This is a genomic window from Herbiconiux sp. 11R-BC, assembly GCF_049472555.1.
In the GTDB taxonomy this organism is placed as follows: Bacteria; Actinomycetota; Actinomycetes; order Actinomycetales; family Microbacteriaceae; genus Herbiconiux.
In genome coordinates this window covers 1-25,788 of record NZ_JBCEBO010000006.1, presented here as the reverse complement: position 1 = coordinate 25,788, position 25,788 = coordinate 1, and the positions used below count along the sequence as shown (strand labels likewise).

The 25,788-nt window shown below is 70.0% G+C and carries 28 protein-coding genes, 1 tRNA gene and 1 rRNA gene; 4 read left to right on the top strand and 26 right to left on the bottom strand.

Translation table 11 applies throughout. The features are described from left to right. Positions 1–4 precede the first annotated feature (4 nt). Positions 5–613, bottom strand: a complete 609-nt coding sequence (locus VD659_RS14305; protein ID WP_423261747.1) for a cysteine hydrolase family protein — start codon at positions 611–613, stop codon at positions 5–7. Positions 614–735: 122 nt separating this feature from the next. On the opposite strand from VD659_RS14305, the gene VD659_RS14300 reads away from it, so the two are divergent. Beyond that, positions 736–1,323 carry a MarR family winged helix-turn-helix transcriptional regulator gene (locus VD659_RS14300; protein WP_423261746.1) on the top strand — a complete coding sequence of 196 codons (588 nt, stop codon included), beginning with the start codon at positions 736–738 and terminating at the stop codon, positions 1,321–1,323. Here the strand turns inward: VD659_RS14300 and VD659_RS14295 are convergent. The 3 genes from VD659_RS14295 to VD659_RS14285 form a co-directional block, all read right to left on the bottom strand. After that, complete coding sequence (locus VD659_RS14295) at positions 1,305–2,555, bottom strand: acyl-CoA dehydrogenase family protein (protein WP_423261745.1); 1,251 nt, start codon at positions 2,553–2,555, stop codon at positions 1,305–1,307. The two genes, VD659_RS14300 and VD659_RS14295, sit on opposite strands and share 19 nt — an antisense overlap. An 81-nt stretch (positions 2,556–2,636) precedes the next feature. After that, a complete protein-coding gene (locus VD659_RS14290) occupies positions 2,637–3,737 on the bottom strand; it encodes an NAD(P)-dependent alcohol dehydrogenase (RefSeq protein WP_423261744.1) in 1,101 nt (366 codons plus the stop codon). A 38-nt stretch (positions 3,738–3,775) separates the two neighbouring features. After that, entirely contained in the window at positions 3,776–4,060 is a 285-nt protein-coding gene (locus VD659_RS14285) for a hypothetical protein (RefSeq protein WP_423261743.1), read from the bottom strand. 45 nt (positions 4,061–4,105) lie between these two features. On the opposite strand from VD659_RS14285, the gene VD659_RS14280 reads away from it, so the two are divergent. Continuing rightward, positions 4,106–4,708 (top strand): TetR/AcrR family transcriptional regulator, encoded by a 603-nt coding sequence (locus VD659_RS14280; RefSeq protein WP_423261742.1) that lies wholly within the window; start codon positions 4,106–4,108, stop codon positions 4,706–4,708. Here the strand turns inward: VD659_RS14280 and VD659_RS14275 are convergent. The 5 genes from VD659_RS14275 to VD659_RS14255 all read right to left on the bottom strand — a co-directional run bounded on the left by VD659_RS14275 (position 4,697) and on the right by VD659_RS14255 (position 7,477). Further along, positions 4,697–5,500, bottom strand: a complete 804-nt coding sequence (locus VD659_RS14275) for a methylenetetrahydrofolate reductase (RefSeq protein ID WP_423261741.1) — start codon at positions 5,498–5,500, stop codon at positions 4,697–4,699. The two genes, VD659_RS14280 and VD659_RS14275, sit on opposite strands and share 12 nt — an antisense overlap. A gap of 64 nt (positions 5,501–5,564) precedes the next feature. After that, positions 5,565–6,548 (bottom strand): zinc-binding alcohol dehydrogenase family protein, encoded by a 984-nt coding sequence (locus tag VD659_RS14270; protein WP_423261740.1) that lies wholly within the window; start codon positions 6,546–6,548, stop codon positions 5,565–5,567. Continuing rightward, a complete protein-coding gene (locus tag VD659_RS14265; protein WP_423261739.1) occupies positions 6,545–6,988 on the bottom strand; it encodes a MarR family winged helix-turn-helix transcriptional regulator in 444 nt (147 codons plus the stop codon). The genes VD659_RS14270 and VD659_RS14265 overlap by 4 nt, the downstream gene beginning before the upstream one ends. Before the next feature lie 103 nt (positions 6,989–7,091). Then, the gene (locus tag VD659_RS14260) at positions 7,092–7,226 is read right to left on the bottom strand and encodes a hypothetical protein (protein WP_423261738.1); all 135 of its coding nucleotides are present in this window, start codon (positions 7,224–7,226) and stop codon (positions 7,092–7,094) included. A 177-nt stretch (positions 7,227–7,403) separates the two neighbouring features. Beyond that, positions 7,404–7,477 (bottom strand) — tRNA-Pro (locus VD659_RS14255). A gap of 355 nt (positions 7,478–7,832) precedes the next feature. Between VD659_RS14255 and VD659_RS14250 the strand changes: the two genes are divergently transcribed. Together VD659_RS14250 and VD659_RS14245 are read left to right on the top strand one after the other, a co-directional pair. Beyond that, complete coding sequence (locus tag VD659_RS14250; protein ID WP_423261737.1) at positions 7,833–8,429, top strand: TetR/AcrR family transcriptional regulator; 597 nt, start codon at positions 7,833–7,835, stop codon at positions 8,427–8,429. Between the two features lie 64 nt (positions 8,430–8,493). Then, entirely contained in the window at positions 8,494–9,450 is a 957-nt protein-coding gene (locus tag VD659_RS14245; protein WP_423261736.1) for an ROK family protein, read from the top strand. A gap of 105 nt (positions 9,451–9,555) precedes the next feature. On the opposite strand, the gene der is transcribed toward VD659_RS14245, so the two are convergent. The 17 genes from der to rrf form a co-directional block, all read right to left on the bottom strand. Beyond that, positions 9,556–11,103, bottom strand: coding sequence for a ribosome biogenesis GTPase Der (gene der / locus VD659_RS14240; RefSeq protein ID WP_423261735.1), 1,548 nt, complete (start codon positions 11,101–11,103; stop codon positions 9,556–9,558). Next, positions 11,093–11,842 carry a (d)CMP kinase gene (cmk, locus tag VD659_RS14235; protein WP_423261734.1) on the bottom strand — a complete coding sequence of 250 codons (750 nt, stop codon included), beginning with the start codon at positions 11,840–11,842 and terminating at the stop codon, positions 11,093–11,095. The genes der and cmk overlap by 11 nt, the downstream gene beginning before the upstream one ends. Then, entirely contained in the window at positions 11,839–12,963 is a 1,125-nt protein-coding gene (locus VD659_RS14230) for a prephenate dehydrogenase (RefSeq protein WP_423261733.1), read from the bottom strand. Before VD659_RS14230 ends, cmk begins: the two co-directional genes overlap by 4 nt. Continuing rightward, complete coding sequence (locus tag VD659_RS14225; RefSeq protein ID WP_423261732.1) at positions 12,960–13,805, bottom strand: pseudouridine synthase; 846 nt, start codon at positions 13,803–13,805, stop codon at positions 12,960–12,962. The genes VD659_RS14230 and VD659_RS14225 overlap by 4 nt, the downstream gene beginning before the upstream one ends. Further along, positions 13,802–14,437 (bottom strand): SMC-Scp complex subunit ScpB, encoded by a 636-nt coding sequence (scpB, locus tag VD659_RS14220; RefSeq protein ID WP_423261731.1) that lies wholly within the window; start codon positions 14,435–14,437, stop codon positions 13,802–13,804. Before scpB ends, VD659_RS14225 begins: the two co-directional genes overlap by 4 nt. A gap of 95 nt (positions 14,438–14,532) precedes the next feature. Continuing rightward, positions 14,533–15,384, bottom strand: a complete 852-nt coding sequence (locus tag VD659_RS14215; protein WP_423261730.1) for a segregation and condensation protein A — start codon at positions 15,382–15,384, stop codon at positions 14,533–14,535. Beyond that, entirely contained in the window at positions 15,368–16,249 is an 882-nt protein-coding gene (locus VD659_RS14210) for a ParA family protein (protein WP_423261729.1), read from the bottom strand. Before VD659_RS14210 ends, VD659_RS14215 begins: the two co-directional genes overlap by 17 nt. Positions 16,250–16,383: 134 nt before the next feature. After that, positions 16,384–17,322, bottom strand: a complete 939-nt coding sequence (gene xerD, locus VD659_RS14205; RefSeq protein WP_423261940.1) for a site-specific tyrosine recombinase XerD — start codon at positions 17,320–17,322, stop codon at positions 16,384–16,386. A 114-nt stretch (positions 17,323–17,436) separates the two neighbouring features. Beyond that, positions 17,437–18,111 carry an NUDIX domain-containing protein gene (locus VD659_RS14200; RefSeq protein WP_423261728.1) on the bottom strand — a complete coding sequence of 225 codons (675 nt, stop codon included), beginning with the start codon at positions 18,109–18,111 and terminating at the stop codon, positions 17,437–17,439. Then, the gene (locus VD659_RS14195; RefSeq protein WP_423261727.1) at positions 18,104–19,828 is read right to left on the bottom strand and encodes a CTP synthase; all 1,725 of its coding nucleotides are present in this window, start codon (positions 19,826–19,828) and stop codon (positions 18,104–18,106) included. Before VD659_RS14195 ends, VD659_RS14200 begins: the two co-directional genes overlap by 8 nt. A 52-nt stretch (positions 19,829–19,880) precedes the next feature. Beyond that, a complete protein-coding gene (recN, locus tag VD659_RS14190; protein WP_423261726.1) occupies positions 19,881–21,629 on the bottom strand; it encodes a DNA repair protein RecN in 1,749 nt (582 codons plus the stop codon). Continuing rightward, a complete protein-coding gene (locus VD659_RS14185) occupies positions 21,622–22,536 on the bottom strand; it encodes an NAD kinase (protein ID WP_423261725.1) in 915 nt (304 codons plus the stop codon). Before VD659_RS14185 ends, recN begins: the two co-directional genes overlap by 8 nt. Before the next feature lie 3 nt (positions 22,537–22,539). Beyond that, entirely contained in the window at positions 22,540–23,343 is an 804-nt protein-coding gene (locus VD659_RS14180) for a TlyA family RNA methyltransferase (protein ID WP_423261724.1), read from the bottom strand. Then, complete coding sequence (locus tag VD659_RS14175; protein ID WP_423261723.1) at positions 23,336–23,494, bottom strand: hypothetical protein; 159 nt, start codon at positions 23,492–23,494, stop codon at positions 23,336–23,338. Before VD659_RS14175 ends, VD659_RS14180 begins: the two co-directional genes overlap by 8 nt. 34 nt (positions 23,495–23,528) lie before the next feature. Beyond that, positions 23,529–24,548 (bottom strand): HAD-IIA family hydrolase, encoded by a 1,020-nt coding sequence (locus tag VD659_RS14170; RefSeq protein ID WP_423261722.1) that lies wholly within the window; start codon positions 24,546–24,548, stop codon positions 23,529–23,531. After that, on the bottom strand, positions 24,520–25,563 hold the full coding sequence (locus VD659_RS14165; RefSeq protein ID WP_423261721.1) for a hypothetical protein: 1,044 nt from the start codon (positions 25,561–25,563) through the stop codon (positions 24,520–24,522). Before VD659_RS14165 ends, VD659_RS14170 begins: the two co-directional genes overlap by 29 nt. Before the next feature lie 83 nt (positions 25,564–25,646). Then, positions 25,647–25,763 (bottom strand): 5S ribosomal RNA (gene rrf / locus VD659_RS14160). Positions 25,764–25,788 lie beyond the last annotated feature (25 nt).

Below are 25,788 nucleotides of genomic sequence, written 5' to 3'. Positions count from 1 at the left end.
GAAATCAGCCGGCGAGAGAAGCGACGACCTCCGCGGTGGGCGCGACCGTCGCGATATTGGTCAACGCGAAGCCCAGGGCCGCCTGCTGCCATTCCTCGCTGAGGCTCGACGTGGCATCCGACACGATGGTCACCTCGTAGCCGTGGTCGGCCGCATCCCGCACGGTGTGCTCCACGGCCATGTTCGTCCACGCACCCACCACGACGAGCGAACGCATGCCGAGGTTGCGCAGGAGGGCATCGATCTCCCTGCCGTTGAAGACGCTCATCCGCGTGCGGTCGAGCACGATCTCGTCGCCCGTGGGGGTCAGCTCGTCGACGATCTGCGCGCCCCAGCTGCCGACCTTGAAGGCGTCGGGGGCCAGCATCCGGAAGACGGGGGCGTTCGCACCACCCACGCCGGGCAGGGCGTGCACGACGATGCGGCTGTGGAAGACGGGAACGCCCGCGGCACGGGCGGCGGACAGGATGGCGCCGATGTTCGCGATCACGTCCTGGCTCTCGGCATGCGCGGCGGCGCCGAACGAGGCGTAGGCGCCTTCGGCGCCCACCGTGTCGTTCTGCATGTCGACGACGAGCACGGCGGTCGGCGTGGTGGTGTCCTGGGTGGTCATGGCACTTCTCTCGGTCGATACGGGGTCCACTCACGATCGACTCGATCGTCAGTGGACCAATGACTTTTGTATTCCTAGTAATACATCTGAGGCGCTCGGCGTATTCCCGGTAGGGTGCTGGGGTGCGCGACCACCGACCCGACAGCTCCGCTCGCGACTCGCTCGTGGAGAGCGAGGCGTTCCGCGTCGGCGACATCTTCTCGTTCACCGAGGCCTACGTCGACCTCACCGTGCAGAGGATGCCCGGCATCGACCGCTCGGCGATGCACGCCATCCTGCTGCTCACCCGCGTGTCGAAGATGGTCTCGTACGACATCGAGTCCCGGGCCCAGCGGCCGGGAGGCCTCAGCTCGCCCGCGTTCTATCTCGCCGCCATCCTCTGGCTCACCGGCCCGCTCGAGAGCTCCGTGGCCGCCGCGATCAGCGGCATGACGCGCTCGGCGGTGTCGTCGCTCACCAAGACCCTCGTGCGGGACGGCTGGGTGGTGCGCACCCACTCCGAGACCGACGCCCGCTCCGTGCTGATCTCCCTCACCGAGGAGGGCAGCGCCCGGATCGGCGCTGTGATCGGCGGGGTCAACGCCCGGGAACGCCACTGGGTGTCCAATCTGACTCCCGAGGAGACCACGCAGCTGATCGCACTGCTGGCCAAGCTCGTCTCCCCCGCCGCTCCCGCCGGCGCGTCCGGCGATCAGCCGGCCGAGACCTGACCGAGCACCACGGTCGCCAGCTGGATCGCGGAGGATCGCGGGAGCTGACGGCCGTGGGTGCGCAGCATCGAGATGTCGCGGAAGTAACGCTGCATCCGGGTGCCGTCGTTCACGTTGAGCGTGCCCGCGTGCAGGAAGAGCTCGTCGACCGCCGCCGCCGCGAGCATGCACGCGGATCGCGACAGGGTGGCCAGCCGCACCTCGTCGGCCACCGTCAGCGGCTCGCCGTGCGCGGCGGCGCGCCTGCCCGCACGCACGTACGCTCCCGCGGCGGAGAGGGCGAGCGCCTCCGCGGCATCGATCCCGGCGAGCGCGGTACCGAGCACCTCCCGGTAGACGGGGTCGTCGATCTTGCGTCGCCCCGGGGCGTTCTTGCTCGCCGACGCGGTGATCAGCCGCTCGAACTCGTCGAGCGCGGCCCGGCCGGTGCCCACCGCGACGGCGGCCAGACCAGCCGGGTGATAGGCGGTCGTGCGGCCGAAGTACCCGGGCTCGTCATGCTCGAGCGACCCCGGGGTGCGGAGAAGCGCCGGGTCGTCGAAAACGTCGGTGAGGGCGCGCTCCTCGGGCACGGTCACCTGGGAGATCCGCACGCCGTTCGAGCCGCTGGCCTTCATACCGAATGCGCCCGACCAGTCGTCGAGCACCTCGAACTCGGAGCGGTCGAGCACCACCGTCAAGCGGCGGTCGCCCTCCCCGTCACGGGCGGTGATCGTGAGCATGAAGTGCGTTGCGTAAGGCACGCCCGAGCCGTACGGGAACGTGCCGTCGATCAACCAGCCTCCGGCGACCCTCTCGGCGGAACCTCCCCAGGCGAAGTTGTGCGGGGCGAGGAACTCGCCCTTCTCGCCGAACACCTCGGCCTGCACGGATGCGGGCCAGTACGAGGCCATCGTGATCTGGTGACCGGCCGCCAGCGCGTAGCACCACCCGCTCCCGGGATCCCCCTGCGCCACCTCGATGATCACCTTCGTGAGCACCGGGAGCGGGAGCTGGAGCCCGCCGTACGCGCGTGGCGCGGTGATGCGATAGAGGCCGGCCTCGCGCATCCGGTCGTGCACCGACGCCGAGTAGCTGCCGCGCCGCTCGGACTCCTCCTGCTCGAGCCTCAGCTGCTCGCGCAGGCCCCGCGCCCGGCGGATGATGTCGACCGCACAATCTCGGTCCTCCGGCCGCTCGAGCTCGAGTGATCCGAGCAGTTCGAGAGTGTCATCGTGCGAGCGGTCGGGCATGGGTCCTCCAGAGTCGGGTTCGAGATAGTACAAGAGCGTACTATCTCGAACCCAACTAAACGACCCGGAGTCGCCTTCGGCTCAGAAGACGATGACCGGCTTGACGGTCACGCCGCTCTTGGAGTCGGCGAAGCCCTCGTTGATCTGCGAGAGCTCGTAGTTCTGCACGAGCTTCTCGAACGGGAATCGCCCTTCCTGCCAGAGCTGGATGAGCTGCGGGATGAACACCTGCGGCACCGAGCTGCCCTGCACGACGGTCTTGAACGTCCAGCCCTTCACGAGCGAAGCGCCGATCTCGAAGGCCACCTCGGTGCCCGGCTTGGCGGCGCCGACGAGCGCGATCGTGCCGCGCACCCCGATCGCCTCCGCGGCCTGACGCAGCAGCTCCGGCCGCGCGGTCGTGTCGACGACGTAATCGATCCCCGCATCGCCCGTGATCTCGCGCAGCCGCGCCGCGACGTCTTCGGTCAGCGAGTTGATGACATGGGTGGCGCCGAGCTCACGGGCGAGCTCGAGGCGCGAATCGTGGATGTCGATGGCCACGACGATGGAGCAGTCGGCGACCTTGGCCGCCATGATGGCTGCACTGCCGACGGCGCCGGCGCCGAACACGGCGAGGGAGCTGCCGATCTCCGGCTTCAGCTCGTTGAGCACGGTGCCGGCGCCCGTGTTGATGCCGCAGCCGAGCGGACCCAGGTGCTCCAGCGGCACATCCGGATTCACCTTGACGACCGACTCCTCGACCACGTTCGCGTAGGTGGCGAACGAGGACTGGCCGAAGAAGTGGGAGGAGATGGCCTCCCCGTCCTTGCTCAGCGCGGTCGAGCCGTCGAGCCGCCGGCCGCCGAAGTCGGCGGCGAAGAGGTTCTCGCAGTACGCCATCTCGCCCCGGCGGCAGCGTTTGCAGTGCCCGCAGTAGGCGGCGGCGAGAACCACATGATCGCCCGGCGCGACCGAGGTGACGGAGTCGCCGATCGCCTCGACGATGCCGGCCCCCTCGTGGCCGAGCACAGCGGGCAGCGGGGTCGGGTAGACGCCGTCGCGCACGATGGCGTCGGTGTGGCAGATGCCGGTGGCGACGAGGCGCACACGCACTTCGTTGTGGCGGAGTTCGTCCAGCTCCAGCTGTTCGATGGTGAAGTCCGCTCCCTGGGATCGGACGACGGCGGCGGTGATCTGCATTTCTTGTTCCTCGGTTCTCGTGGGCCGGCAGCGGAGTGCTACGGCATCTGGCGGCGTCGGGAGAGCCTGCCGTAGGCGAGCAGGAGCTTCGGCACGACGAAGTACACGGTGGTGGGCACGACGACCGCGGTCAGCAGCAGCGCGCGCAGCACGGGCGACCAGCCGTTGGCGAAGAGTCCCATCACCGTCATCCCCACCGCGACGAGCGGGAAGATGGCCAGCCACGTCACGATCACCCGCACGTGCACCGAGGCCACGCCTGGAGCGTGCCGGTGCTGACCGTCGAGTTCGTCGGCGGCCAGCGCCTTTCCTTCACGCTCCATCAATTCTCCAAACGTTCTGTTGGAAATCAACAGTACACTGGACTCATGGCCTGGGATGTCGAAGGAACCAAACGCGCCCTGCTCGATGCCGCGGTGGCCGAGTTCAGCGAGCGGGGCTTCGGCGGCGCCCGGATCGAGCGCATCTCCGAGCGCGCCGGAGTCAACCGCGAGAGGCTCTACTCCTACTTCGGCAACAAGCGGCAGCTGTTCGAAGCCGTTCTCGCCGACCAGCTCGGAACGATCCTCGACGGCGTACCCGTCACGGACTCCGGCCCGGCGGCGGCCGCGGGCTTCGCCGGGCGCTACTTCGACGCCTGCCGCACCCACCCCGAGCTCCCCCGGCTGGTGTTCTGGGAGGGCCTCGAGCTCACGCATCCGATCGACACCGAGACCCGCACCCAGCGTGCCCGTCGCAAGTCCGCGGAGCTCGGCGATGCCGTCGGAGGGATCTCCGAACGGGATGCCGCGGAGCTGCTCCTGACTATCGTCAGCCTCTGCCACGCCTGGTTCGCGTCCCCCAACCTGGGTCTCATCATCGCCGGCGCCGACGACGACCACGCCCGCCGGCGCGAGTGCGTGACCTCGGCGGCCGAGGCCGTGACACGCGATCTGGTCGCCGAATTCGAGGCGTCCGGCTCAGCCGGCTGAACGCTCGATCCCGACGATCCACTCCGCCGTCTCGGCCAGTCCGTCGAAGGTGAAGGCATGCAGGCCCACGACGCCATGCCGTGCGGGGTCGATCTGGGAGGCGAGCGCCTCGACGAAACGGGAGGCCGTCACGATCGCCTCCGGCCGGGCCTCGTCGAGTCCGTAGCGCTCGGCGACACCGCCGGCCGTGCGCGCGCCGAAGCGCTGCGCCAGCCCCAGCAGCGCCTCGGTGCGCACGGGCCCGGCCACCCCGACCCGGATCGGCAGCTCGATCCCGCGGTCGCGCACCCGCGCGATCCACGCCAGCACGGCCTCCGGGTCGAGGCTCAGCTGGGTGATGATCTCGCCTCCTCGCCCCTCCTCGTCAAGGAACCGCGCCTTCTCCGCGAGGGCGGCGTCGAGCGCGGCCTCCGGGATGCCAGGGTGCCCCTCCGGGTAGCCGCCGAAGCCGATGGAACGCACACCGTGCCGCTCCAGTTCACCCGAACGGATGACGTCGAGCGCGGTCGCGTACGGCCCCTGGGGCTCGCTGGGGTCGCCTCCCACGACGAACACCTGCGCAGTTGCGCCCTCGCCCTGCAGGAGGTCGAGGTAGCGGCTCAGCTCGCCGGCCGAGCTCAGGCGGCGGGCCGAGACATGCGGCATCGGGGTCCAGCCGGCGCGAGCCACCGCCCGAACCGCGTCCACGCGCGCGGTCAGGTCCTCCAGGTCGATGTAGCCGATGTTCACGGTGGTGCCCGGCGGGAGCCTGGTGCCGGGCACCGCAGCGGCGTGGCGCGCTGCGATGCCCAAGGACACGCCTCTCGTCAGCTCCGCTGCCGTCATGGGACGTCTCCCAGCTCCGGGTACCGGGCCGTCACGCGAGCACGACGACGGCCTTGCCTCCGACCGCATTCGCCTCCAGGTCGCGATGCGCCTGCACGATCTCGTCGAGCCGGTAGCGCCGGCCGATCGGCACGACGGCCGAACCGTCCGCCACGGCATCGAGGTAGTCCTGCAGCACGGCGGCCGGCAGCCCCTCTGCCTCGCCGGAATAGGCGGTGAGGCGCACGCCGTTCGGCAGCCAGTCCATCGGATAGAACTCCGGGATGGTCCACTCGTCCGAGAGCATGCCGGTGAAGCAGACCGTGCCGCCCTGCCGCGTCGCACGCAGGGTGTCGCGCATCACGTTCACGCCCACGAGCTCGATCGCCCCGTCGACTCCGCCCGGTACGAGCTCGCGCGCCGCGGCGGCCACCTCTCCGGTGTCGACGAGCGGATGATCCACGCCCACCTGCTCGAGCAGGGCGAAGCGCGAGGCGCTGCGCGTGGTCGCGAGCACCGTCATCCCACGTCGCTTGGCGAGGACCGCGGCGGCGAGCCCGACCGACGAGGTGCCCCCGCGGATGAGCAGACTCTGGCCGTCCACCGCTTCGAGGCCGACGGCGAGCGAGCCGTAGGCGGTCTGCAGCATCTCCGGAACGGCGCCGAGTGTCGCCCACGGCAACGCGCTGCGGAACGGGATCACCTGACCGGCCGGCACCCGCACGTACTCGGCGTAGCCGCCGTCGAAGCTGCGGCCCATCCCGCCCATCATGGTCATCACCGTCGTGCCGGGGGCGAATTCCCCGCCCGGCGCCTCCGCGACCACGCCGGTCGCCTCGATGCCCGGAATGCGCGGGAAGCTGCCGCTCGAGGCCTGGCCGCGGCGGAAGTGCAGCTCGCTGCGGTTGAGGCCGAACGCCTGCACCCGGATGAGCACCTCGCCCTCCACGGCCTCCGGGATCGGCACCTCCCGGAGCCGGAGCACCTCGGGACCGCCCGGAGCGTCGACCACCACCGCCTGCATCGTGCCGCTCACGCGAGCACCCCCTCGGTGAGGGCGAGGCGCAGGGCGCGGAGGGCGCTGGTCATCGCTTCCGCCTCGGCGGGCTCGAACTGCGCCCCGAGCAGTCGCTCGAGGTTCGAGTCGGCTGCCGTCGTCGCTTCGGCGAGCGCCGTCTCGCCCGCGGGGGTGAGTTCGATCAGCATCGATCGCCGGTCGCTCGGATGCGGTGAGCGCTCGGCCAGGCCGTCCCGCTCGAGGCGGTCGATCAGCTTGCTCGCCGCGCCCACGGTGATCCGCAGCCTCTGCGACACGTCCTGCACCCGGGCGGAGCCCTCCGGGCGTGCGAGGGCGGTGAGCGCCTGGAGCTGGGCGGCGCTCACGCCGGTCTCGGCCAACAGGGCGCGGTCGAGATGGTTCCAGAGCTCGATCTCGGTCGAGACCACTTCGTCGAAGAAGTCGTTGTAGGCGCGCACGGGGCTTCCCTTCTGCTCGGGGCGGCCCGATCCGTCCGATCGGCACCTGTCGGGATAAAGACGATCACCGAGAACTATATTCCCGAGAATGGGAGTTTCGCCCTCAGCGGGCGCCGACGGGGATGCGCCCTCCCAGCGCGGCCCGCTCGGGGTTGAGCACGAGGATGATCGCGGTGAGAGCGGCGCCGATCTCCCGGGCCCCGCGGCCCGACTCCTCGTTCGACAGCGCCGTCGGCAACCAGTAGTCCGCACGGCGGCGCCGGGCGCCGACGTCAGTACTGGATCATCAGCACGCGGCTCGGCTACCAGCGGGCAGCTCCTCCGCGAACCCACCAAGAACTACCAACCCTAGGAACAGAAAAACCTCCGAACCAATAGGTTCGGAGGTTTCCTATGTCTTGAGACAAGACAACCGTCGGGCTGACAGGATTTGAACCTGCGACCCCTTGACCCCCAGTCAAGTGCGCTACCAAGCTGCGCCACAGCCCGTGGCATGCTGCCCTGATCCGCCGTAACGGCTCCGGACAACTTGTCCATGATAGCGCCTTCCGGGAGCTCCCGCTGACGCCGCCGACACCATCACGGAGCAATAACGGTCTCCCCGACCGGACGATCCGCTCCGGATCGACTGCATACAATCGAATGGAGATGCGCTGCGGGGATGACCCGAACGGCCCCCGCAGCGCTCTCTCCCACCGAAGTCTCTCGTCTGTCTAAGGATTTCCTCAAGATTTGAGACTGTCCATCCCAAACTCGGCAGGTTCGGAGTTTCGGCATTGCATAATTGAGCATGCCCCAGACCGCAGCCTTATCCGGTGCCCCTACACGCCGCCAGGGCGCCTCGGTGAATCTGACCGAGCCCCGTGCTGCCAGAACGCACGAAGCGCTCACCACCGCGCTCTTCGAGTTGCTGCGTGAGCACGATCTCACCGAGATCAGCATCTCCGAGCTCTGCCGCACCGCCGGGGTGCATCGCACCACGTTCTACGGGCACTATGCCGACATCTTCGCCTTCGCGGGCGACGCCTTCGCGCACATCCTCGACGAGCTCGCGAGCGTGAGCGAAGATCCGTCCGACTTCGACGACTACTCTGCCGAAGCCATCACGGCCGCCTACGCCGACTCCGTGCGCGAGCAGCTCACGCACATCCGCGACCACCGCGCAGCGTACCGGATGATGTTCGGCACCCGGGTCGACGCCGGCTTCCGCCGCGAGCTCTTCCAGCGCCTGCTCCGCCGCGCCTCGCTCGGCATCACCCTCTCGCAGCGCCACGGCATCGCCACGGAGATCGATTCGGCCACGGCCGCCTCCTTCATCGCCGGAGGATCCCTCGGCGTGTTCGAGGAGTGGGCATTCAGCGACGACACCGACGTCGAGATCGCCACCTCGTTCATCATGGCGACCTCGCCCGTGTGGTGCGCTCCGCTCTACTCGAAGTAGATCAGCGCCCCACCCGCGTCCGCACCGGTCACGGGCACCGGCGCCGATGGTGTGGAATAGTCCTGTGACCAACGCTGCCGTCGATCAGGCCCACACCCGCCCCCTGGCCCTCGCCATCGACGTCGGAGGCACGAAGGTCGAAGCGGCCCTCGTCGACGACGCCGCCCGCATCGCGCCCGGCACCCGCCATCGCGAGGCCACGGGTGCGACGAACACCCGCGACGGAATAGCGGATGCCGTCCGCCGCGTCATCGACGCCACCCTCGCATCCGCTCCTCCCGGTTCCCGCATCACGGGAGCCGGTGTCGGCAGCGCAGGCCCCATCTCGCTCGAGCGCGGCACCGTCTCGCCGCTCAACCTCGCGGCCTGGCGCGACTTCCCGCTCGCCGCACTCGTGGCCGAGCAGTCGGGCATCCCGAACCCGACACTGCGGCTCGACGGCCTCTGCATCCTGCTCGCCGAGCACTGGGCCGGCGCACTGCGGGGCTACCGCACGGCGATGGGCATGGTGGTCTCCACGGGCATCGGCGGCGGCCTGCTCGTCGAGGGCCGGCTCGTCGGCGGTCGCACCGGCAACGCCGGCCACGTGGGCCAGATCCAGCTGCACACCCATGAGCAGCCGGGGCGCGACCTCGGGGTGACCCTCGAAGGCATCGCGGCCGGCCCGCGCATCGTCGCCTGGGCGCAGCAACAGGGCTGGCAGGGCCGCACCGGCGAAGACCTCGCCGCGGGCTACGCGGCGGGCGATCCGATCGCGGTCGCCGCCGTTCAGCGCTGCGCCCGCGCGATCGGCGAGGGGATCGCCTCGGTCTGCGCCCTCGTCGACCTCGAGGCGGTCGCGATCGGCGGCGGGTTCTCGCGTGTCACCCCCGAGCTCTTCGACCTCATCCGCGCCACCGTCATCGAGGTCGCCCCGCTCGACACCATCCCGGGCGTCGAGATCCTGCCTTCCGCGCTCTCCGACGAAGGGCCCCTCATCGGCGCCGCGGGCCTCGTCCACCGCGCCGATCTGCTCCCCTGAGCGCAGACGCCGAGGCTCCAGGACACCCCCGGGCACGCAGAATTGCCCCTCTTCCGCAAGAAAGAGGGGCCATTCGGCGCAATCCGGATAGGCGAACGCCTAGCGCTAGCGCTTGCGCTTCTCGCGCACGCGCATGTTGACCACGATCGGCGAACCCTCGAAGCCGTAGATCTCGCGTAACCGCCGCTGCACGTAACGACGGTAGCCGGGGTCGAGGAACCCGGTCGTGAAGAGCACGAAGGTCGGCGGGCGCGACGCGGCCTGCGTTCCGAACAGGATGCGCGGCTGCTTGCCTCCGCGCACGGGGTGCGGATGCGCGGCCGTGAGCTCCGCGAGGAAGGCGTTGAACTTGCCGGTCGGGATGCGGGTGTCCCACGACTCGAGCGCGAGCTCGAGCGCCGGAACCAGCTTCTCGAGGTGCCGACCGGTGCGCGCCGAGATGTTCACGCGCGGAGCCCAGGTGACGTGCGCGAGATCCTGCTCGATCTCGCGCTCGAGGTAGCGGCGCCGCTCGTCGTCGAGCAGGTCCCACTTGTTGAACGCGAGCACGAGGGCGCGCCCGGATTCGAGCACCAGGTCGATGATGCGCAGGTCCTGCACCGAGATCGGCTCGGTCACGTCGAGCACGACCACGGCCACTTCGGCCTTCTCGAGCGCCGCGGAGGTGCGCAGCGAGGCATAGAAGTCCGCGCCCTGCTGCAGGTGAACGCGCTTGCGGATCCCGGCGGTGTCGACGAAGGTCCACACCCTTCCGCCGAGCTCGATCTGCTCGTCGACGGGGTCGCGGGTGGTGCCCGCGAGCTCGTTCACGACCACGCGCTCCTCGCCCGCCGCCTTGTTCAGCAGCGAGCTCTTGCCCACGTTCGGCCGGCCGAGGATGGCGACGCGCCTCGGCCCGCCCACCTCCTGCTTCGCGACGTTGGAGACCTCGGGCATCTTCTGCATGATGATGTCGAGCAGGTCGGCCACACCGCGCCCGTGCAGCGCTGACACCGGGTACGGCTCGCCGAGACCGAGCGACCAGAGAGCGGATGCACCGGGCTCCTGCCGCACGTCGTCGACCTTGTTCGCCGCGAGGAACACCGGGCGGTTCGCACGCCGGAGCAGCTTCACCACGTGCTCGTCGGTCGCCGTGGCGCCCACGTTGGAGTCGACCACGAAGAGCACCACGTCGGCGAGGTCGATCGCGACCTCGGCCTGGGCGGCCACGGCGGCGTTGATGCCCGAGGCGTCGGGCTCCCAGCCGCCGGTGTCCACCAGTGTGAAGCGGCGCCCGTTCCACTCGGCCTTGTAGGCCACGCGGTCGCGAGTGACGCCGGGCACGTCCTCGACCACGGCTTCGCGCCGGCCGAGGATGCGGTTCACGAGCGCGGACTTGCCCACGTTCGGGCGCCCCACGATCGCGAGCACCGGCAGGGCCGGCAGGTAGAAGACGCCGTCGGGGTAGTCGTCGCTCAGCTCGAGCAGGTCGAGGTCGCCCTCGTCGAGTTCGTAGTCGTCGAGACCGGAGCGCAGCGTGGATGCGCGCTGCTCCGCCAGCTCTTCGTCGACGTTCGCGAGCCGTTCGGCGAGGTCGTCGGCGGGCGCGTCGAACTCCTCCGCGTCGTTCCCGGCCGAGCCGTGTGAATTGGGTGTGGTCTGGCTATCCGCCATGCGAGGTCCTCGCTGTCTGTGTGTGCACGACCTGCACGACCGCGGCAACGGTCTGATCGAAGTCGAGTTCGGTGGAGTCGACGGTGGTCACACCGTCTGCGGCATTCATGAAGTCGACCACGCGGGAGTCCGCCTTGTCGCGCGACCGAAGGGCCTCGCCGACGGCGGCGGCCGATTCGCTGGTCAGTTCCTGGGAACGCCTGCCCATTCTAGCCTCTTCCGAGGCGGTGAGCAGGATGCGCACCGGAGCATCCGGGGCGACGACCGTCGTGATGTCCCGGCCCTCGGCCACGATCCCGGCGAACGGGGTGCTGGACATGATGCCCCGGAAGCGCTCGTTGAGCCACCGCCGCACCTCGGGGATGCGGGCCACGAGGCTCACCACCCCGGTCACGCGGGGTTCGCGGATGGCGTCGGTCACGTCCGTCGTCCCCACCCGCACGAAGTAGTCGTCGGGGTCGGTGCCGATGCGGAAGTCGAAATCGTCGAGTGCGCCGAGCACGGCATCCGGATGCGCCGGGTCGATGCCGCGATCGAGCAGGTCCCAGGAGAGGGCGCGGTAGGAGGCGCCGGTGTCGAGGTAGGCGAAGCCGAGGGCGCGGGCCACGGCGCGCGAGACGCTCGACTTTCCGCTGCCCGCCGGGCCGTCGATCGCGACGACGACGGGGCCGCCGTCGGCGTGGCTCGCCTCGGCGGCCGATCCGGTGTGCAGGTCTCCGGCGTGCTGGGCCCCGGTCATCCGGCGATCCTCCATCCGCGGGCGTTCAGCTCCGCTGTCAGTCGTTCCACGGCTTCGGGCAACACCGAGATCTCGGCGAGGCCGATCTGCGCGCCCGGCGAGTGCTCGAGACGCAGGTCTTCGAGGTTCACCCCGGCCTCCCCCATCTCGGTGAGCAGCCGTGCGAGCTCACCGGGGGTGTCGTCCACCATCACCACGAGCTGGGCGTAGCGCTTGTCCTGCCCGTGCTTGCCGGGGAGCCGGGCCACGCCCGCGTTGCCGCCTGCGAGAGCCTGGGCGAGCATCCGTCTCCAGCCGATCGGCGTTGGAGTCGAGGTCGGGGCATCCGACCCGCTGCCCGCCGCTCCGTCGAGCGCCAGGAGCACTTCGTCGAGGTCGGCACGGAGCCCGCGCAGCACCTGGGCGGTCGGCGCCGCGTTCGCCCCGAGGATCTGCACCCACAGCGCCGGGTCGCTCGCGGCGATCCGCGTCACGTCCCGCAGTCCGCCGCCGGCGAGCCCGACGGCCGCTTCCGGCGCCGAGACGAGCCGGCGTGCCATCAGGCTCGACACCACCTGGGGCGCGTGCGAGACGAGAGCCACGCTCTGGTCGTGTTCCTCGGCGGTCATCTCCACGAGCGTCGCGCCGAGGTCGAGAATGAGGTCGTCGACGGCGGCGGCCGTCTGGTACGAGATGGCGGAGTGACCGGCCACCACCCAGGGGCGTCCGAGGAAGAGGTCGGCGCGGCCCGACATCGGCCCGCCCTTCTCCCGGCCGGCCAGCGGGTGCGAGCCCACGTACCGGGTCACGTCGGCGCCCGCCGCGATCACCGCGTCGAGCACGGGCTTCTTGACGCTCGCCACGTCGGTGACGACCGCGCGGGGGTAGGCGGAGAGCTCACGCACGATCACCGAGGCCGTCACATCCGGAGGCACGCACACCACGATGAGCTGCGGCTCGTCGGCGTCGCTCGCGGAGCGCCCGGCTCCGTAATCGATGGCGATGCTCACGTTCGTGGGCGAGGAGTCGGACAGGATCACGTCGACGCCGCGCGCGCGGAGTCCGAGGGCGATGCTCGTGCCGAGCAGCCCCACCCCCACCACGCGCACACTGCCGGTGAGTCGGCTCTCGACCACGCTCACTCCTCCGATTCGGGTTCCGGGTCGCCGTCCGCGCCCGGCCCGGACGCATCCGGCCCGGTGGCGCCGTCCGGCGCTGCGGCCCGCGACAGCGTCAGCAGCTGGCCGACTTCCACCTTAGTCAGGTCGCGCATCGAGCCCGCCTTGAGCGTGCCCAGGTTGAGCGGACCGAAGGAGCGGCGCACGAGGTCGACCACGGGGTGGCCGACGGCGTCGAGCATCCGGCGCACGATGCGGTTGCGGCCCGAGTGCAGGCTCACCTCCACGATCGAGTGCTCGCTCTCCACGTCGAGCAGGCGGGTCCGGTCGGCGGCGATCGGGCCGTCCTCGAGCTCGATGCCCTTGGTGAGCGTCGAGATCGTCTGCGGCGACATCCGCCCCTCCACCTTCGCGATGTAGGTCTTCACCACGCCGAACGAGGGATGCGCGAGCACATGCGCGAGGTCGCCGTCGTTGGTGAGGATGAGCAGCCCGCTCGTCTCCGCGTCGAGCCGCCCCACGTTGAACAGCCGTTCCTCGTACTTCTCGGTGTAGCGGCGCAGGTCGGGCCGGCCGTACTGGTCGGCGAGCGAGCTCACGATGCCGGTGGGCTTGTTGAGCATCACGTAGCGCTTCTCAGGGTCGAGCTGCACGGCCACGCCGTCCACGGCCACGAGGTCGGTCGTCGGGTCGATGCGGCGGCCGAGCTCGGTCACGATCTCGCCGTTCACCTCCACCCGGCCGGCGCCGATGAGCTGCTCGGAGACGCGGCGTGAGGCCACCCCGGCGGCGGCCATCACCTTCTGCAGGCGCACGCCCTGCGGCTCAGCGTTGTCGTCCCACGGCGGGATCTCGAAAGGGGTCATCGTGTCATTCCGATCTCGTCGAATCCCTCGCTGCCGTCGGCCAGCAGCGGGGAGATCTTGGGCAGCTCGTCGAGCGAGTTGATGCCGAGCTGCGTGAGCAGCAACTCGGTCGTGCCGTAGAGGATGGCGCCGGTCTCGGACTGCGTCGACACCTCGGTGATCAGGCCCCGGCTGAGCAGGGTGCGCACCACGGAGTCCACGTTGACGGCCCGGATGCTCGCCACGGCTCCGCGCGAGATCGGCTGCTTGTAGGCGATCACCGAGAGCGTCTCGAGCGCGGCCTGGGAGAGCCGCGAGGGGTTCTGGGTGAGCACGAAGTCGCGCACGAGGGCGTCCCACTCGCCGCGCACGTAGAGGCGCCATCCGCCGGCCACCTCGCGCAGCTCGAAGCCGCGGCGCACGCTGCCGGGAGCGAGGCCGTCGTAGTCCTCGACGAGCCGCTCGATGCCCTGGCGCACCACGGCGACCGGGCGCGAGAGCGCGGTCGCGAGCGCCACGAGGCTCTGCGGCTCGTCGGCCACCATGAAGATCGCCTCGAGCGCCCGGTCGACGTCGATGGCAGCAGGACGCTCGGCCGGCTCGGCCACCGCATCCGTCGTCTCGGCCTCGGTTGTTTCAGCCTCAGTTGTCATAGTCGGCTCCCGCGCTGGAGCTATGAGCGACGATCCGGTGGATCGTCGCCGCGACGCCAGCGCCGAACGAGCTGCGCTCGTTCGGACACGAAACCTCAGGTGTCATAATCTGCTCCTAGATTTGCAAGACTGTCTTCGCTCCAGTTCTCGGCGGTCCACTTCAATGTCAGCTCCCCCAGTGGCTCGAGCTGCTCGAACGAGATGGACGCGTGCCGATAGAGCTCCAGCACGGCGAGAAAACGCGCGATCACCACGCCCTTCTCCTCGATGCCGGCGATCAGCGCCCGGAAGCTCACCGGCGACCCTCCTGCCGAGCGCAGCAGCGCCACCACGTGCGCCGCCTGCTCCCGGATGCTCACGAGCGGTGCGTGCAGGTGCTCGAGCCCCACCACCGGCAGCTCCTTCGGCGCGAGCGCGAACGCGGCGAGCGCGGCGAAGTCGTCGGGCGTCAGTGTCCAGACCAGCTCCGGCGTGTGCTGCCGGTACTTCTCCTCGAGGCGCACCGAGCGCGGCCGCCGGGTCGACTCCTCGTCGAACTGAGCGGCGAGCCAGGCCGACACCTCCTTGAAGGCGCGGTACTGCAGCAGGCGGGCGAACAGCAGGTCGCGCGCCTCGAGCAGCGCCACGTCTTCGGCGTCGACGAGCTCGCCCTGCGGCAGCAGTCCCACGATCTTCAGGTCGAGCAGGGTCGCCGCCACCACCAGGAACTCGGATGCGCGGTCGAGCTCCTGCTCGGAGTCCAGATTCTTGAGGTAGCCGATGAACTCGTCGGTCACCCGGCTGAGCGAGATCTCGGTGATGTCGAGCTCGTGCTTCGAGATGAGCGAGAGCAGCAGATCGAACGGTCCCTCGAAGTTGTCCAGACTCAGCGAGAAGCCCGGCGACGTCCCGCCCGGGGACTCCTCCGCGGCGACCGCCGCGAGGGCGGATTCAGGCGATCGCGCCACGGGCGACCAGTTCTCTGGCCAGCTGCTTGTACGACTTGGCCGAGGAGTGCTCCGGGGCGAACTGGGTGATCGGCTTTCCCGACACCGTCGCATCCGGGAACTTCACGGTGCGCCCGATCACGGTCTCGAACACCTTGTCACCGAAGGTCTCCACCACGCGCTCGAGCACCTCGCGCGAATGCAGGGTGCGCGGGTCGTACATGGTGGCGAGGATGCCGTCGAGCACGATGGCGGGGTTCAGCCGGTCGCGGATCTTGTCGATCGTCTCCACCAGCAGCGCCACCCCGCGCAGCGCGAAGTACTCGCACTCGAGCGGGATGAGCACACCGTGGCTCGCGGTCAGCGCGTTCACGGTGAGCAGTCCGAGCGAGGGCTGGCAGTCGATCAGGATGACGTCGTACTGGTCGCTCACCTTGCGCAGCACCCGCGCGAGGATCGTCTCGCGCGCGACCTCGTTGATGAGGTGCACCTCGGCGGCCGAGAGGTCGATGTTGGCGGGGATGACGTCGAGTCCCTCGACGCTGGTGTGCTGGATGGCCTCGGCCGGGTCCTTCACCGTGCCCAGCAGCAGGTCGTAGATGGTGGGAGCGTCGTGGGTGAGCACGCCGAGGCCGGCCGAGAGCGCCCCTTGCGGGTCGAAGTCGATGGCGAGCACCTTGCGGCCGTATTCGGCGAGCGCGGCGCCCACGTTCACGCTGGTCGTCGTCTTGCCCACGCCGCCCTTCTGATTGCAGAGCGCGATGATGCGGGCGGGGCCGTGCGAGGTGAGCGGCGCGGGCACGGGGAACACGGTCACCGGTCTGCCGGTCGGGCCGATCTTCGGCAGGTCGATCCCCGCGAGTTCGTCGGCCTGAGTGTTCTTCACCGCGCCTGTCTTCCCGGTCGGCTCCTCGATGCGTGACACGGAGTCGCTCCTGTTCCTGACCGCCATCCCGGCGGACGTGAATGATTCTATCGGCCGGAGCGCGTGTGCACGGAGATGATCGGCGGCGAGTGCGATCAACGGGCTCGCGGATGCGCGGTCTGGTACATGTCGATGAGGGTGTCGGCGGTCACCTGGGTGTACAGCTGGGTGGTCGTCACCGAGGAGTGCCCGAGCAGGTCCTGCACCACCCGCACGTCGGCGCCGCCCTGCAGCAGGTGCGTCGCGAAGGAGTGCCGGAAGGTGTGCGGCGAGATGTGCGTCTCGAGCTTCGCCCGCTCGGCCGCGGCCTGGATGACGAGCCAGGCCGCCTGCCGGCTGAGCCGCTGCCCCCGGATGCCCAGGAACAGCCCGGGGGTCGCCCTGCCTCGGGCGGAGAACACCGGGCGCACCCGCACGAGGTAGGCGTCGAGCGCGGTGCGCGCGTACCGGCCCACCGGCACGATCCGCTGCTTGCTGCCCTTGCCGGTCACCCGGATCATGTCGCCGTCCTGGACGTCGTCGACGTTGAGGTCCACCACCTCCGAGACCCGCGCGCCGGTCGCATAGAGCAGCTCGAGCAGCGCCCGGTCGCGCAGGGCCACGGGGTCGTCTCCCGCGGTGGAGTTCAGCAGCCGGTCCATCTGCTCGATCGAGATCGCCTTGGGCAGCCGCAGCCCGAGCTTCGGCGGCTTCACCTCGCGGGAGACGTCGGCCGGTGCCAGCCCCTCCTCCGCCAGGTAGCGGTGAAAGCTCCGCACCGACGACAGGATGCGCGCCACCGACGACGCCTTCAGCTCCGCCTCACCGTCGCTCGAGCGGGCGGCCTGCGCGAAGGCGCTGATGTCGCTCTCCTGCACCGCTGCCAGCTCGGTCACCCGGGCACCGTCGAGCCACGCCGTGTAGCGCGCGAGGTCACGCCGATAGGCGGCGACCGTGTTCGCCGACAGCCCGCGCTCGATGGTGATGTGCCGGAGGAACCCGTCCACCGCCCGCTCGGTCGCCGTCCGCTCGCGCGGCTGCTCTGCGTTCGGCATCATCGTGTTCGGCATCGCCGCCTCGGCTCCGGCATCGCTCGCCGACAAGGCCGCCTGCCCGCCCTCCGGCCCCGCCTCGCCGCGCCGCGCCAAATCCGCCATCGGCCGGCCGCTCTACTCCCCCGCGGTCCCGCGGAATCGCGGATGCGCGGGCCACTCCGCGTCGGCCGGCTTCAGCGTCGACCAGCCGCGTGCCCGGGAGGCCTGGGCCGCGAGCGCGCCGATCACGAGCGACGGGTTCTGCACCCGGCTGTCCAGCACGGCGTCGACGAGCTCGTCGAGCCCCACCCAGCGCTTCTCCATATCGGCCTCTTCGCCCTCGCGGTCGAAGGTCTCGGCGGCGTCGCGCAGCCCGCGGGCGAGGAAGATGCGGATCGCCTCGTTGTTGCCGCCCGGAGTGGTCACGTAGTCGATCAGCACCTGCCAGTCGTCCGCTTCCTGGTCGACCTCCTCGGCGAGCTCGCGCTTCGCGGCGTCCAGCGGCGACTCGGCGTCGACGTCGAGCAGACCCGCGGGCGGCTCCCATTCCCGGCGGCGCACCGGATGCCGGTACTGCTTGATCAGCAGCACGCGGTCTTCCTCGTCGAGTGCGAAGATCGCCACCGCGCCCGGGTGGTCGACGAAGTCGCGCCGCAGCGTCGCCCCGCCGTACTCGAAGCCCTCGCGCCGCACGTCCCAGACGTAGCCGTCGAACACGACCTCGCTCGAGAGCACCTCGACGGCGGCCTCCTCGTCGGAGAGCAGCCCGCTCGCGGCCTGCTCGTCACCGGCCGCCGGCGTCTCAGGCATCCGCGTCCTGCACGGCGAACAGGCGCGAGGCCTCCTGCCGGTCGAGCGAGGCGCCGACGAGGCCCTTGAACAGCGGATGCGGGCGGCTCGGCCGCGACCGCAGCTCCGGATGCGCCTGGGTCGCCACGTAGTAGGGGTGCACCTCGCGCGGAAGCTCGACGTACTCCACCAGGTGTCCGTCGGGCGACAGGCCCGAGAACCAGAGGCCGGCCTCGGCGATCTGCTCGCGGTAGTTGTTGTTCACCTCGTAGCGGTGGCGGTGACGCTCGGAGGCGCTCGAGGCCCCGTACACCTCTTCCACGATCGATCCGCCGGCGAGCTGGGCCTCGTAGAGCCCCAGACGCATGGTTCCACCGAGGTCTCCCCCGGCGATGATGTCGACCTGCTCGGCCATGGTCGCGATCACCGGGAACTCGGTGTCGGGGTCGAACTCGCTCGACGAGGCGCCGGGCAGCCCCACCACGTTGCGGGCGTACTCGATCACCATGCACTGGAGGCCGAGGCAGAGGCCGAGCGCCGGGATGCCGTTCTCCCGGGCGAAGCGCAGCGCGCCGAGCTTGCCCTCGATTCCGCGCACGCCGAACCCGCCCGGCACGCAGATGCCGTCGACGTCACCGAGCTCGCGCGCAGCGCCTTCGGGCGTCTCGCAGTTGTCCGACGGGATCCACTTGATCTTGACCTTGGCGCGATGGGCGAAGCCGCCCGCGCGCAGCGCCTCGGTCACCGAGAGGTACGCGTCGGGCAGGTCGATGTACTTGCCCACGAGGCCGATGGTCACCTCGTGCTTGGGCTCGTGCACGGCGTCGAGGATGGGCTGCCAGCCCGCCCAGTCCACCTCCTTGGCCTTCGAACCGAGGTCGAGGTGGTCGACGATGTAGGCGTCGAGGCCCTGCTCGTGCAGCATGGTCGGGATGTCGTAGATCGAGGGCACGTCGATGGCGTTCACCACGGCCTGCTCGTCGACGTCGCACATCAGCGCGATCTTGCGCTTGTTGCCCTCGGAGACGGGCCGGTCGCTGCGCAGCACCAGCGCATCCGGCTGGATGCCGATCGAGCGCAGGGCCGCCACCGAGTGCTGGGTGGGCTTGGTCTTCTGCTCGCCCGAGGCGTTCATGAACGGAACGAGCGAGACGTGCACGAAGAACACGTTCTTGCGCCCGAGCTCGTGCCGCACCTGGCGGGCGGACTCGATGAACGGCTGCGACTCGATGTCGCCGACCGTTCCGCCGATCTCGGTGATGATCACGTCGGGGCGGGAAGCGTCGTGCGCCTGCAGCCGCATCCGGCGCTTGATCTCGTCGGTGATGTGCGGGATGACCTGCACCGTGTCGCCGAGGTACTCGCCGCGGCGCTCCTTGGCGATCACGCTCGAGTAGATCTGGCCGGTGGTCACGTTCGCGGCCTGGCTGAGATTGATGTCGAGGAATCTCTCGTAGTGCCCGATGTCGAGGTCGGTCTCGGCGCCGTCGTCGGTCACGAAGACCTCGCCGTGCTGGAACGGGTTCATCGTTCCCGGGTCGACGTTCAGATAGGGGTCGAGCTTCTGCATCACGACACGCAGACCGCGCGCGGTGAGCAGATTTCCCAGGCTGGCGGCGGTGAGGCCCTTGCCGAGCGAGGAGACGACACCCCCGGTGACGAAGATGTGCTTCGTCAGTTTCGAGTCTGCAGACCCATTTGAGTGATTTGTACGTTCCGCGTCATGAGCATCTTCCACGGAATTCCATCCTAACAGTGGTCTGACGGTGTTCCGTCGCTTCGATGTTGCCTCAGTGTCGCACAGCGAGCGCCCGCGCCGTCTCCAGCAGCTCCGCGGCGTGCGCGAGACCCGACTCGGAGTCGGGCAGACCCGAGAGCAGGCGCGCCATCTCGGCGAGCCGCTCCTCGCCGTCCAGCTGCACCACGTTGCTCGCGGTCACCGGGCCGTCCTGGTCCTTCTCCACCCGCAGGTGGTTGGTGGCGAAGGCTGCCACCTGAGCGAGGTGCGTCACCACGATCACCTGCGAGCTGCGGGCCAGCACGGCGAGCCGCCGCCCGATCTCGATCGCGGATGCTCCGCCCACCCCCGCGTCGACCTCGTCGAACACGAAGGTCGGCACCGGATCGGCTGCCGCGAGCACCACCTCGATGGCGAGCATCACCCGGGAGAGCTCGCCGCCGGAGGCGCCCTTGCTCAGCGGCCGAGGCTCGCTGCCCTCGTGCGGCCGCAGCAGGAACTGCACCAGGTCGCGCCCGCTCGAGCCGAAGTCCTCGCGCGGCTGCACGTCGACCACGAAGCGCGCGTTCGGCATCGCGAGCGCGCCGAGCTCCTCGGTCACGAGGGTCGAGAGCTCTTCTCCTGCCGTACGGCGCAGTGCGCTCAGCTCATCGGCGAGACGGCCCAGCTCGGCGAGCTCGTCGTCGACGAGGGCGGAGAGCTGTTCGATGCGGTCGGAGTCGGAATCGAGCTCGAGTAGTCTCGGCTCGGCCTCGGCCGCGTAGGCGATCACGTCGGCGAGATCCGGCCCGTACTTGCGGGTGAGCACGGTCAGCTGCGCGCGCCGCTCCTGCACGCGGTCGAGCTCTCCCACCTCGTCGGTCTCGAGCGTGGCGGCGTAGCTCGCGAGCTGCGTCGAGATGTCGGAGACGAGGAAGCTCGCGTTCGCGAGAGCCTCCACGATCGGCGCGAGTGCGGTGTCGTGGTGCGCGACGCGCTCGAGACTCCGCCGGGCCGCATCGATCAGGCCCACGGTGTCGGGCGCGTCGCCCGTCTCACTGGAGATGTTCTCCCGGGCCTCGGCGGCGGCGAGTCGCAGGTCCTCGAGGTTCGTCAGCCGGCCGGCGAGTTCGGTGAGTTCGTCGTCCTCCCCGTCGACGGGCGCCACCGCGGTGATCTCGTCGATCGCCGATCGCAGTTGCTCGGCCTCCCGGATGCGCGCGGAGCGCTCCGTCACGAGTGCGTCGATCTCGGCGGTGTGCGCCTGCCACGAGTCGAACAGGCTGCGGTATTCCGCGAGTCGCGCCGCCAGAACAGCGCCACCGAAGTTGTCGAGAGCCCCGCGCTGGGCGGACTGGCCCTTGAGCCTGAGCTGATCGGACTGCCCGTGCACCACGACGAGCGAGCTCCCGAGTTCGGAGAGCACGCTGATCGGCGCCGAACGGCCTCCCACGACCGCGCGGCTGCGCCCCTCGGCCGACACCGACCGCGAGAGGATCACCTCGCCGTCGGTCGCGCTCGACGCGGCCCCGGCCTCCGCCCCGGCCTCCGCGCTCTCGTCGAGGTCGCCGCCGAGTTCGCGCACGCGCTCGGCCACCACCCCGTGGGAGTCCACGAGGATGCGCCCCTCGATCCAGGCCTGCGCGGCTCCGGACCGCACGGAACCCGTGTCGGCGCGTTCGCCGAAGAGCAGGCCGAGCGCCGACACCACCATCGTCTTCCCGGCACCGGTCTCGCCCGTGACGGCGGTGAAGCCCGGCCCGAGCGGCAGCACGGCCTCACCGATCACCCCGAGGTCCCGGATCGACAGTTCCTCAATCACGGTCGCTCGGTCCTCTCCAGCCGTTCACGGGCAGATCGAACTTGCGCACCAGCCGGTCGGTGAACGGCGCCATGTGCAGCCGCGCGAGGCGCACGGGGATGGGCGAGCGCCGCACCACCACGCGGGCACCGCGCGGAAGATCGTACATCCGCCGCCCGTCGCTCCAGAGCACCGCTCCCCCGGGCGTGCGGTCGAGCACCTCCACGGCGAACACGGAGTCGGGGCCCACCACGAGCGGCCGGGCGAAGAGGGCGTGTGCGCTGAGCGGCACGAGCAGCATCGCGTCGAGGCTCGGCCACACCACCGGGCCGCCGGCCGAGAAGGAGTACGCGGTGGAGCCGGTGGGCGTCGACATCACCACGCCGTCGCAGCCGAAGCTCGACAGCGGCCGGCCGTCGACCTCGATCACCACCTCGAGCATCCGCTCCCGGCTGGCCTTCTCCACCGTGGCCTCGTTGAGGGCCCAGGACTCGTACACCACCTCGGAGTCGACCTTCACGCGCACCGAGAGCGTCATCCGCTCCTCCACCAGGTAGTCGCGCACGAGCGCGCGGCTCACGGTCTCGGCGAGATCTTCACGGTCGCTCTCGGCGAGGAAGCCCACGTGCCCCAGGTTCACACCGAGCAAGGGCACCGTCGAGCCGCGCACGAGCTCCGCGGCGCGCAGGATGGTGCCGTCACCGCCCAGCACGATCACGAGTTCGAGCTCGTACACCGACACCTCGACGCCGAGGGTCGCGAACGGGCCGAACTCGTCGAGCGCCTCGGGCCGGTCGGTCTCGTCGAGCGGCGCGATCACCGGAGTCACCCCCGCGTCGCGGAGCTTCTCGCACACGCTCTGCGCGGCCTCGACGGAGTCGCGGCGGCCGGTGTGCAGAACGACGAGGATGTATCGCTCAGCCGACACGCGTCACGCTCCTGTCATCTCGGTGATCCGTTGCAACCATTCTGTCGGATGCGAACCGACATCCCGATTGAACCAGACCAGGTACTCCTGGTTTCCCGCAGTTCCCGCAATGGGGGAAGGGATCATCCCGGCTGTGGACAAGCCGAGATCGAAGCCCGCCCACAGCACGTTCGCCACCGCATCCGCGCGCAACGCGGCGTTGCGCACGATCCCCTCCTTGATGCCCGTGCGGCCCACCTCGAACTGCGGCTTCACGAGCAGCACGAAGTCGGCGTCCGGGCGCGCCACCGCCTGCAGCGGCGGGAGCACGAGGGCGAGCGAGATGAACGAGAGGTCGGCCACCACGAGTTCGGGGGCGTCGGACACACCGGATGCCCCGGCGAGCGTCTCCGGGGTCGCGTAGCGCAGGTTGAACCCCTCCACCGAGACCACGCGAGGATCCCGGGCGATGATCGGATCGAGCTGCTCGTGCCCGACGTCGACGGCGAGCACCTGGCGCGCCCCGCGCTCGAGGAGCACCTGCGTGAACCCTCCGGTCGAGGCGCCCGCGTCGAGTGCGAGCCGGCCCTCCACCCGCACGCCGTCGAAGGCGTCCAGCGCGCCGATCAGCTTCTTGGCGCCGCGGCTCACGTAGCGGTCGACGGAGTCCACGGTCACCGACTGCTCGTCGTTCACGAGCGCCGACGACTTCACCACGGGCACGCCGTCCACCCGCACGTAGCCGTTCGCGATCAGCCGGGCGGCATGCGTGCGGGACCGCGCCAGACCGCGAGACGCCACGGCAGCATCCAGTCGGGCACTACCCATCCGTCGGCGACGCGTCTCCGCCTTCGAGGCGGCCCTTCAACTCGTCGTGGATCTGGGCATACGCCATCGCGCGCCGGTCCAGGGGCTGTTCCTCGATCACGCGGAGCCTCGGAACCAGAGCGGCATCGTTGTCGACGTCGTCCGTGTTCACCCGTTCAGCGTACCCCGCACCGGTGACGGAGCGGTCAGCTGTAGAGCGCCGGATCCACGTCGAGCGCGTGGATCGACAGCCCCGAGTTCCAGATCGCCGCAGAACCCGCCCGCACGAGATCGGTGCGCGAATCGCCCGCCTTGACCACGCGCACGACGGGACCCGTCATCCGCACCACGGATGCGCCGACGCGCGTCTCGCTGCCGTCCTTCGACGTCTGGGTGGCCGGGTACGCCTCGAACAACTGGCGCAGGTCCTCCAGGATGAACTCGGGCCGCGAGCCCTGGGGGGCCGCGAGCAACTGCTTCGCCCGGTCGATCCCCGTGAGCACGTGGATGGTGCGCAACCCGGCCCGCTGTGCACCGAGCGTGTCGGTGTCGAGCCGGTCGCCGATGAACGCCGCGTTCGCGGTGCCGAAGCGCGCGAGCGCCTCTTCGAAGATCGGCTTCTCGGGCTTGCCGGCCACCACGGGGAGCCGACCGACCGCCGTGTGCACGGCCGACACGAGCGTGCCGTTGCCCGGGGCGATGCCTCCCGCGACCGGAATCGTCCAGTCCGTGTTCGTCGCCACCCAGTGCACCGCGGGGTCGTGCAGGGCGAAGCTCGCCTCGGCCAGCTGCTTCCAGCCCACCTCGGGAGCGAAGCCCTGCACCACGGCGGCGGGCTTGTCGGATGCTGCACGGGTCACGACGAACCCGGCCTTCTCCACCTCGGTCGTCAGACCCACGCCGCCCACCACGAGGATGGTCGCGCCGGGCTCCACAAGCGTGGTCAGGATGCGCATGGCCGCCTGCGGAGACGTCACGACGTCCGCCGGCGCCACAGTCAGGCCGAAGCTCGTGAGGTGCTCCGCCACCTGCGCGTCGGTGCGCGAGGCGTTGTTCGTGATGTACCCGGTGCGGAAGCCCTCCGTGACAGCGCGGGAGAGCCCCTCCACAGCGTGCGGGATCGCGTCGGGTCCCTGGTAGACGACGCCGTCGAGGTCGGCCAGAACGGCGTCCACACCGTCGAGCGGATGCACGGACTCAGTCTTCTTCGGACGCAGCAGACTCATCGTCGTCCTCCTCGAACACCTCGATGGTGTCGTCGTCGATCTCCCCGGCCAGAGCAGCGGATGCGCGCTCGGCCCTCTCCCGCCAGGTCACCGCCTCGGCGTCCTGGCCCAACTCCTCGAGCACCTCGGCGTAGGCGTCGAACAGCTCCGGGCTGTAGGAGTAGGCCACGTCGGGGTTCAGTTCGGGGATCTCGAGCTCGTTCAGGGCCGCCTCGGCCTGACCCAGGTCGAGCCGGGCGCCGGACATGGCGATGGCCACCGAGACCCGCGCGGGCACCGAGAGCGTCGAACGGTCGACGGAGCGCCCTTCCTCGAGCGCCCGTTCGGGGCGGCCCATGCCGCGCTCGCTGTCGATCATCAGCGCAAGCTGCTCGTTCGATCCGGAGATGCGGCGGTAGGTGCGAAGTTCGCGCAGCGCGAGGGCGTAGTCCCCGGTGCTGTAGGCGGTGATCGCCAGCGTCTCCCGCACAACACCGATGCGCCCGGCCCGTCGGGATGCGGAAATCGCGTGCTCGTGAGCCAGCGCCGGATCCTCCTCGATCAGGCGGGCAGCCATCACCAGGTGGCGTGCCACCGCGTCGGCGTTCTCCTTGTTGAGGGTCTTGAGCTCGTTGCGCGCGACCTTGTCCAGGTCACGAGCCGTGACCTCGTCAGGGATCTCCGGGTCGTCGTGACGCGTGCGCACCGAGCGCAGCTCGCGGGCGCGCAACTCCTCCTCGGTGAGGGGCGGCCGCTCGAACTTCGACGCCGCCTTGTCGTTGCGGGCGGGTTTGCCGTCTTTGGTCCACAGGCGGCGCTCACCGGGGCCGCTCTTCGGATCGCGACCACCACGGTCCGGCCGCCCTCCGCGATCCGGGCGCGCGCCACGGTCGGGGCGTGCTCCACGATCCGGGCGTGAACTGCTGTCCCGCCGCGGCTCGAACGGCCGCTTGCCGCCTGCGCCGGCCGGCCGCGAGGCGTGGGGGCGCTTCGGACGGTCGTCAGAACGACCTTTGTCGTCTTCGGGTTCGGTCACGATGAGCCTCCTGCTGTGGTCGCTGTTCAAATATGTCGTGTTAAAGCGAAAGGGCCACCCGGAGGTGGCCCTTTCTAAAGTAAGTCCGGCGGTGTCCTACTCTCCCACAAGGTCCCCCTTGCAGTACCATCGGCGCAGAGAGTCTTAGCTTCCGGGTTCGGAATGTGACCGGGCGTTTCCCTCTCGCTATGGCCGCCGAAACACTAGAGATGTTCTATCTAGAAG

Excerpts from the sequence above, each read along its gene's own strand:
- VD659_RS14290 (WP_423261744.1), bottom strand. The coding sequence starts at position 3,737 with ATGCAGATCACCGCCGCCGTCGTCCGATCCCAGGGAGCGGACTTCACC.
- VD659_RS14170 (WP_423261722.1), bottom strand. The coding sequence starts at position 24,548 with ATGAGTCTGCTGCGTCCGAAGAAGACTGAGTCCGTGCATCCGCTCGAC.
- VD659_RS14295 (WP_423261745.1), bottom strand. The coding sequence starts at position 2,555 with ATGCCCGACCGCTCGCACGATGACACTCTCGAACTGCTCGGATCACTC.
- VD659_RS14200 (WP_423261728.1), bottom strand. The coding sequence starts at position 18,111 with ATGCCTGAGACGCCGGCGGCCGGTGACGAGCAGGCCGCGAGCGGGCTG.
- xerD (WP_423261940.1), bottom strand. The coding sequence starts at position 17,322 with ATGCCGAACGCAGAGCAGCCGCGCGAGCGGACGGCGACCGAGCGGGCG.
- VD659_RS14280 (WP_423261742.1), top strand. The coding sequence starts at position 4,106 with ATGGCCTGGGATGTCGAAGGAACCAAACGCGCCCTGCTCGATGCCGCG.
- scpB (WP_423261731.1), bottom strand. The coding sequence starts at position 14,437 with ATGACAACTGAGGCTGAAACAACCGAGGCCGAGACGACGGATGCGGTG.
- VD659_RS14180 (WP_423261724.1), bottom strand. The coding sequence starts at position 23,343 with ATGGGTAGTGCCCGACTGGATGCTGCCGTGGCGTCTCGCGGTCTGGCG.
- VD659_RS14285 (WP_423261743.1), bottom strand. The coding sequence starts at position 4,060 with ATGGAGCGTGAAGGAAAGGCGCTGGCCGCCGACGAACTCGACGGTCAG.
- VD659_RS14305 (WP_423261747.1), bottom strand. The coding sequence starts at position 613 with ATGACCACCCAGGACACCACCACGCCGACCGCCGTGCTCGTCGTCGAC.
- VD659_RS14225 (WP_423261732.1), bottom strand. The coding sequence starts at position 13,805 with ATGACCCCTTTCGAGATCCCGCCGTGGGACGACAACGCTGAGCCGCAG.
- cmk (WP_423261734.1), bottom strand. The coding sequence starts at position 11,842 with ATGACCGGGGCCCAGCACGCCGGAGACCTGCACACCGGATCGGCCGCC.
- der (WP_423261735.1), bottom strand. The coding sequence starts at position 11,103 with ATGGCGGATAGCCAGACCACACCCAATTCACACGGCTCGGCCGGGAAC.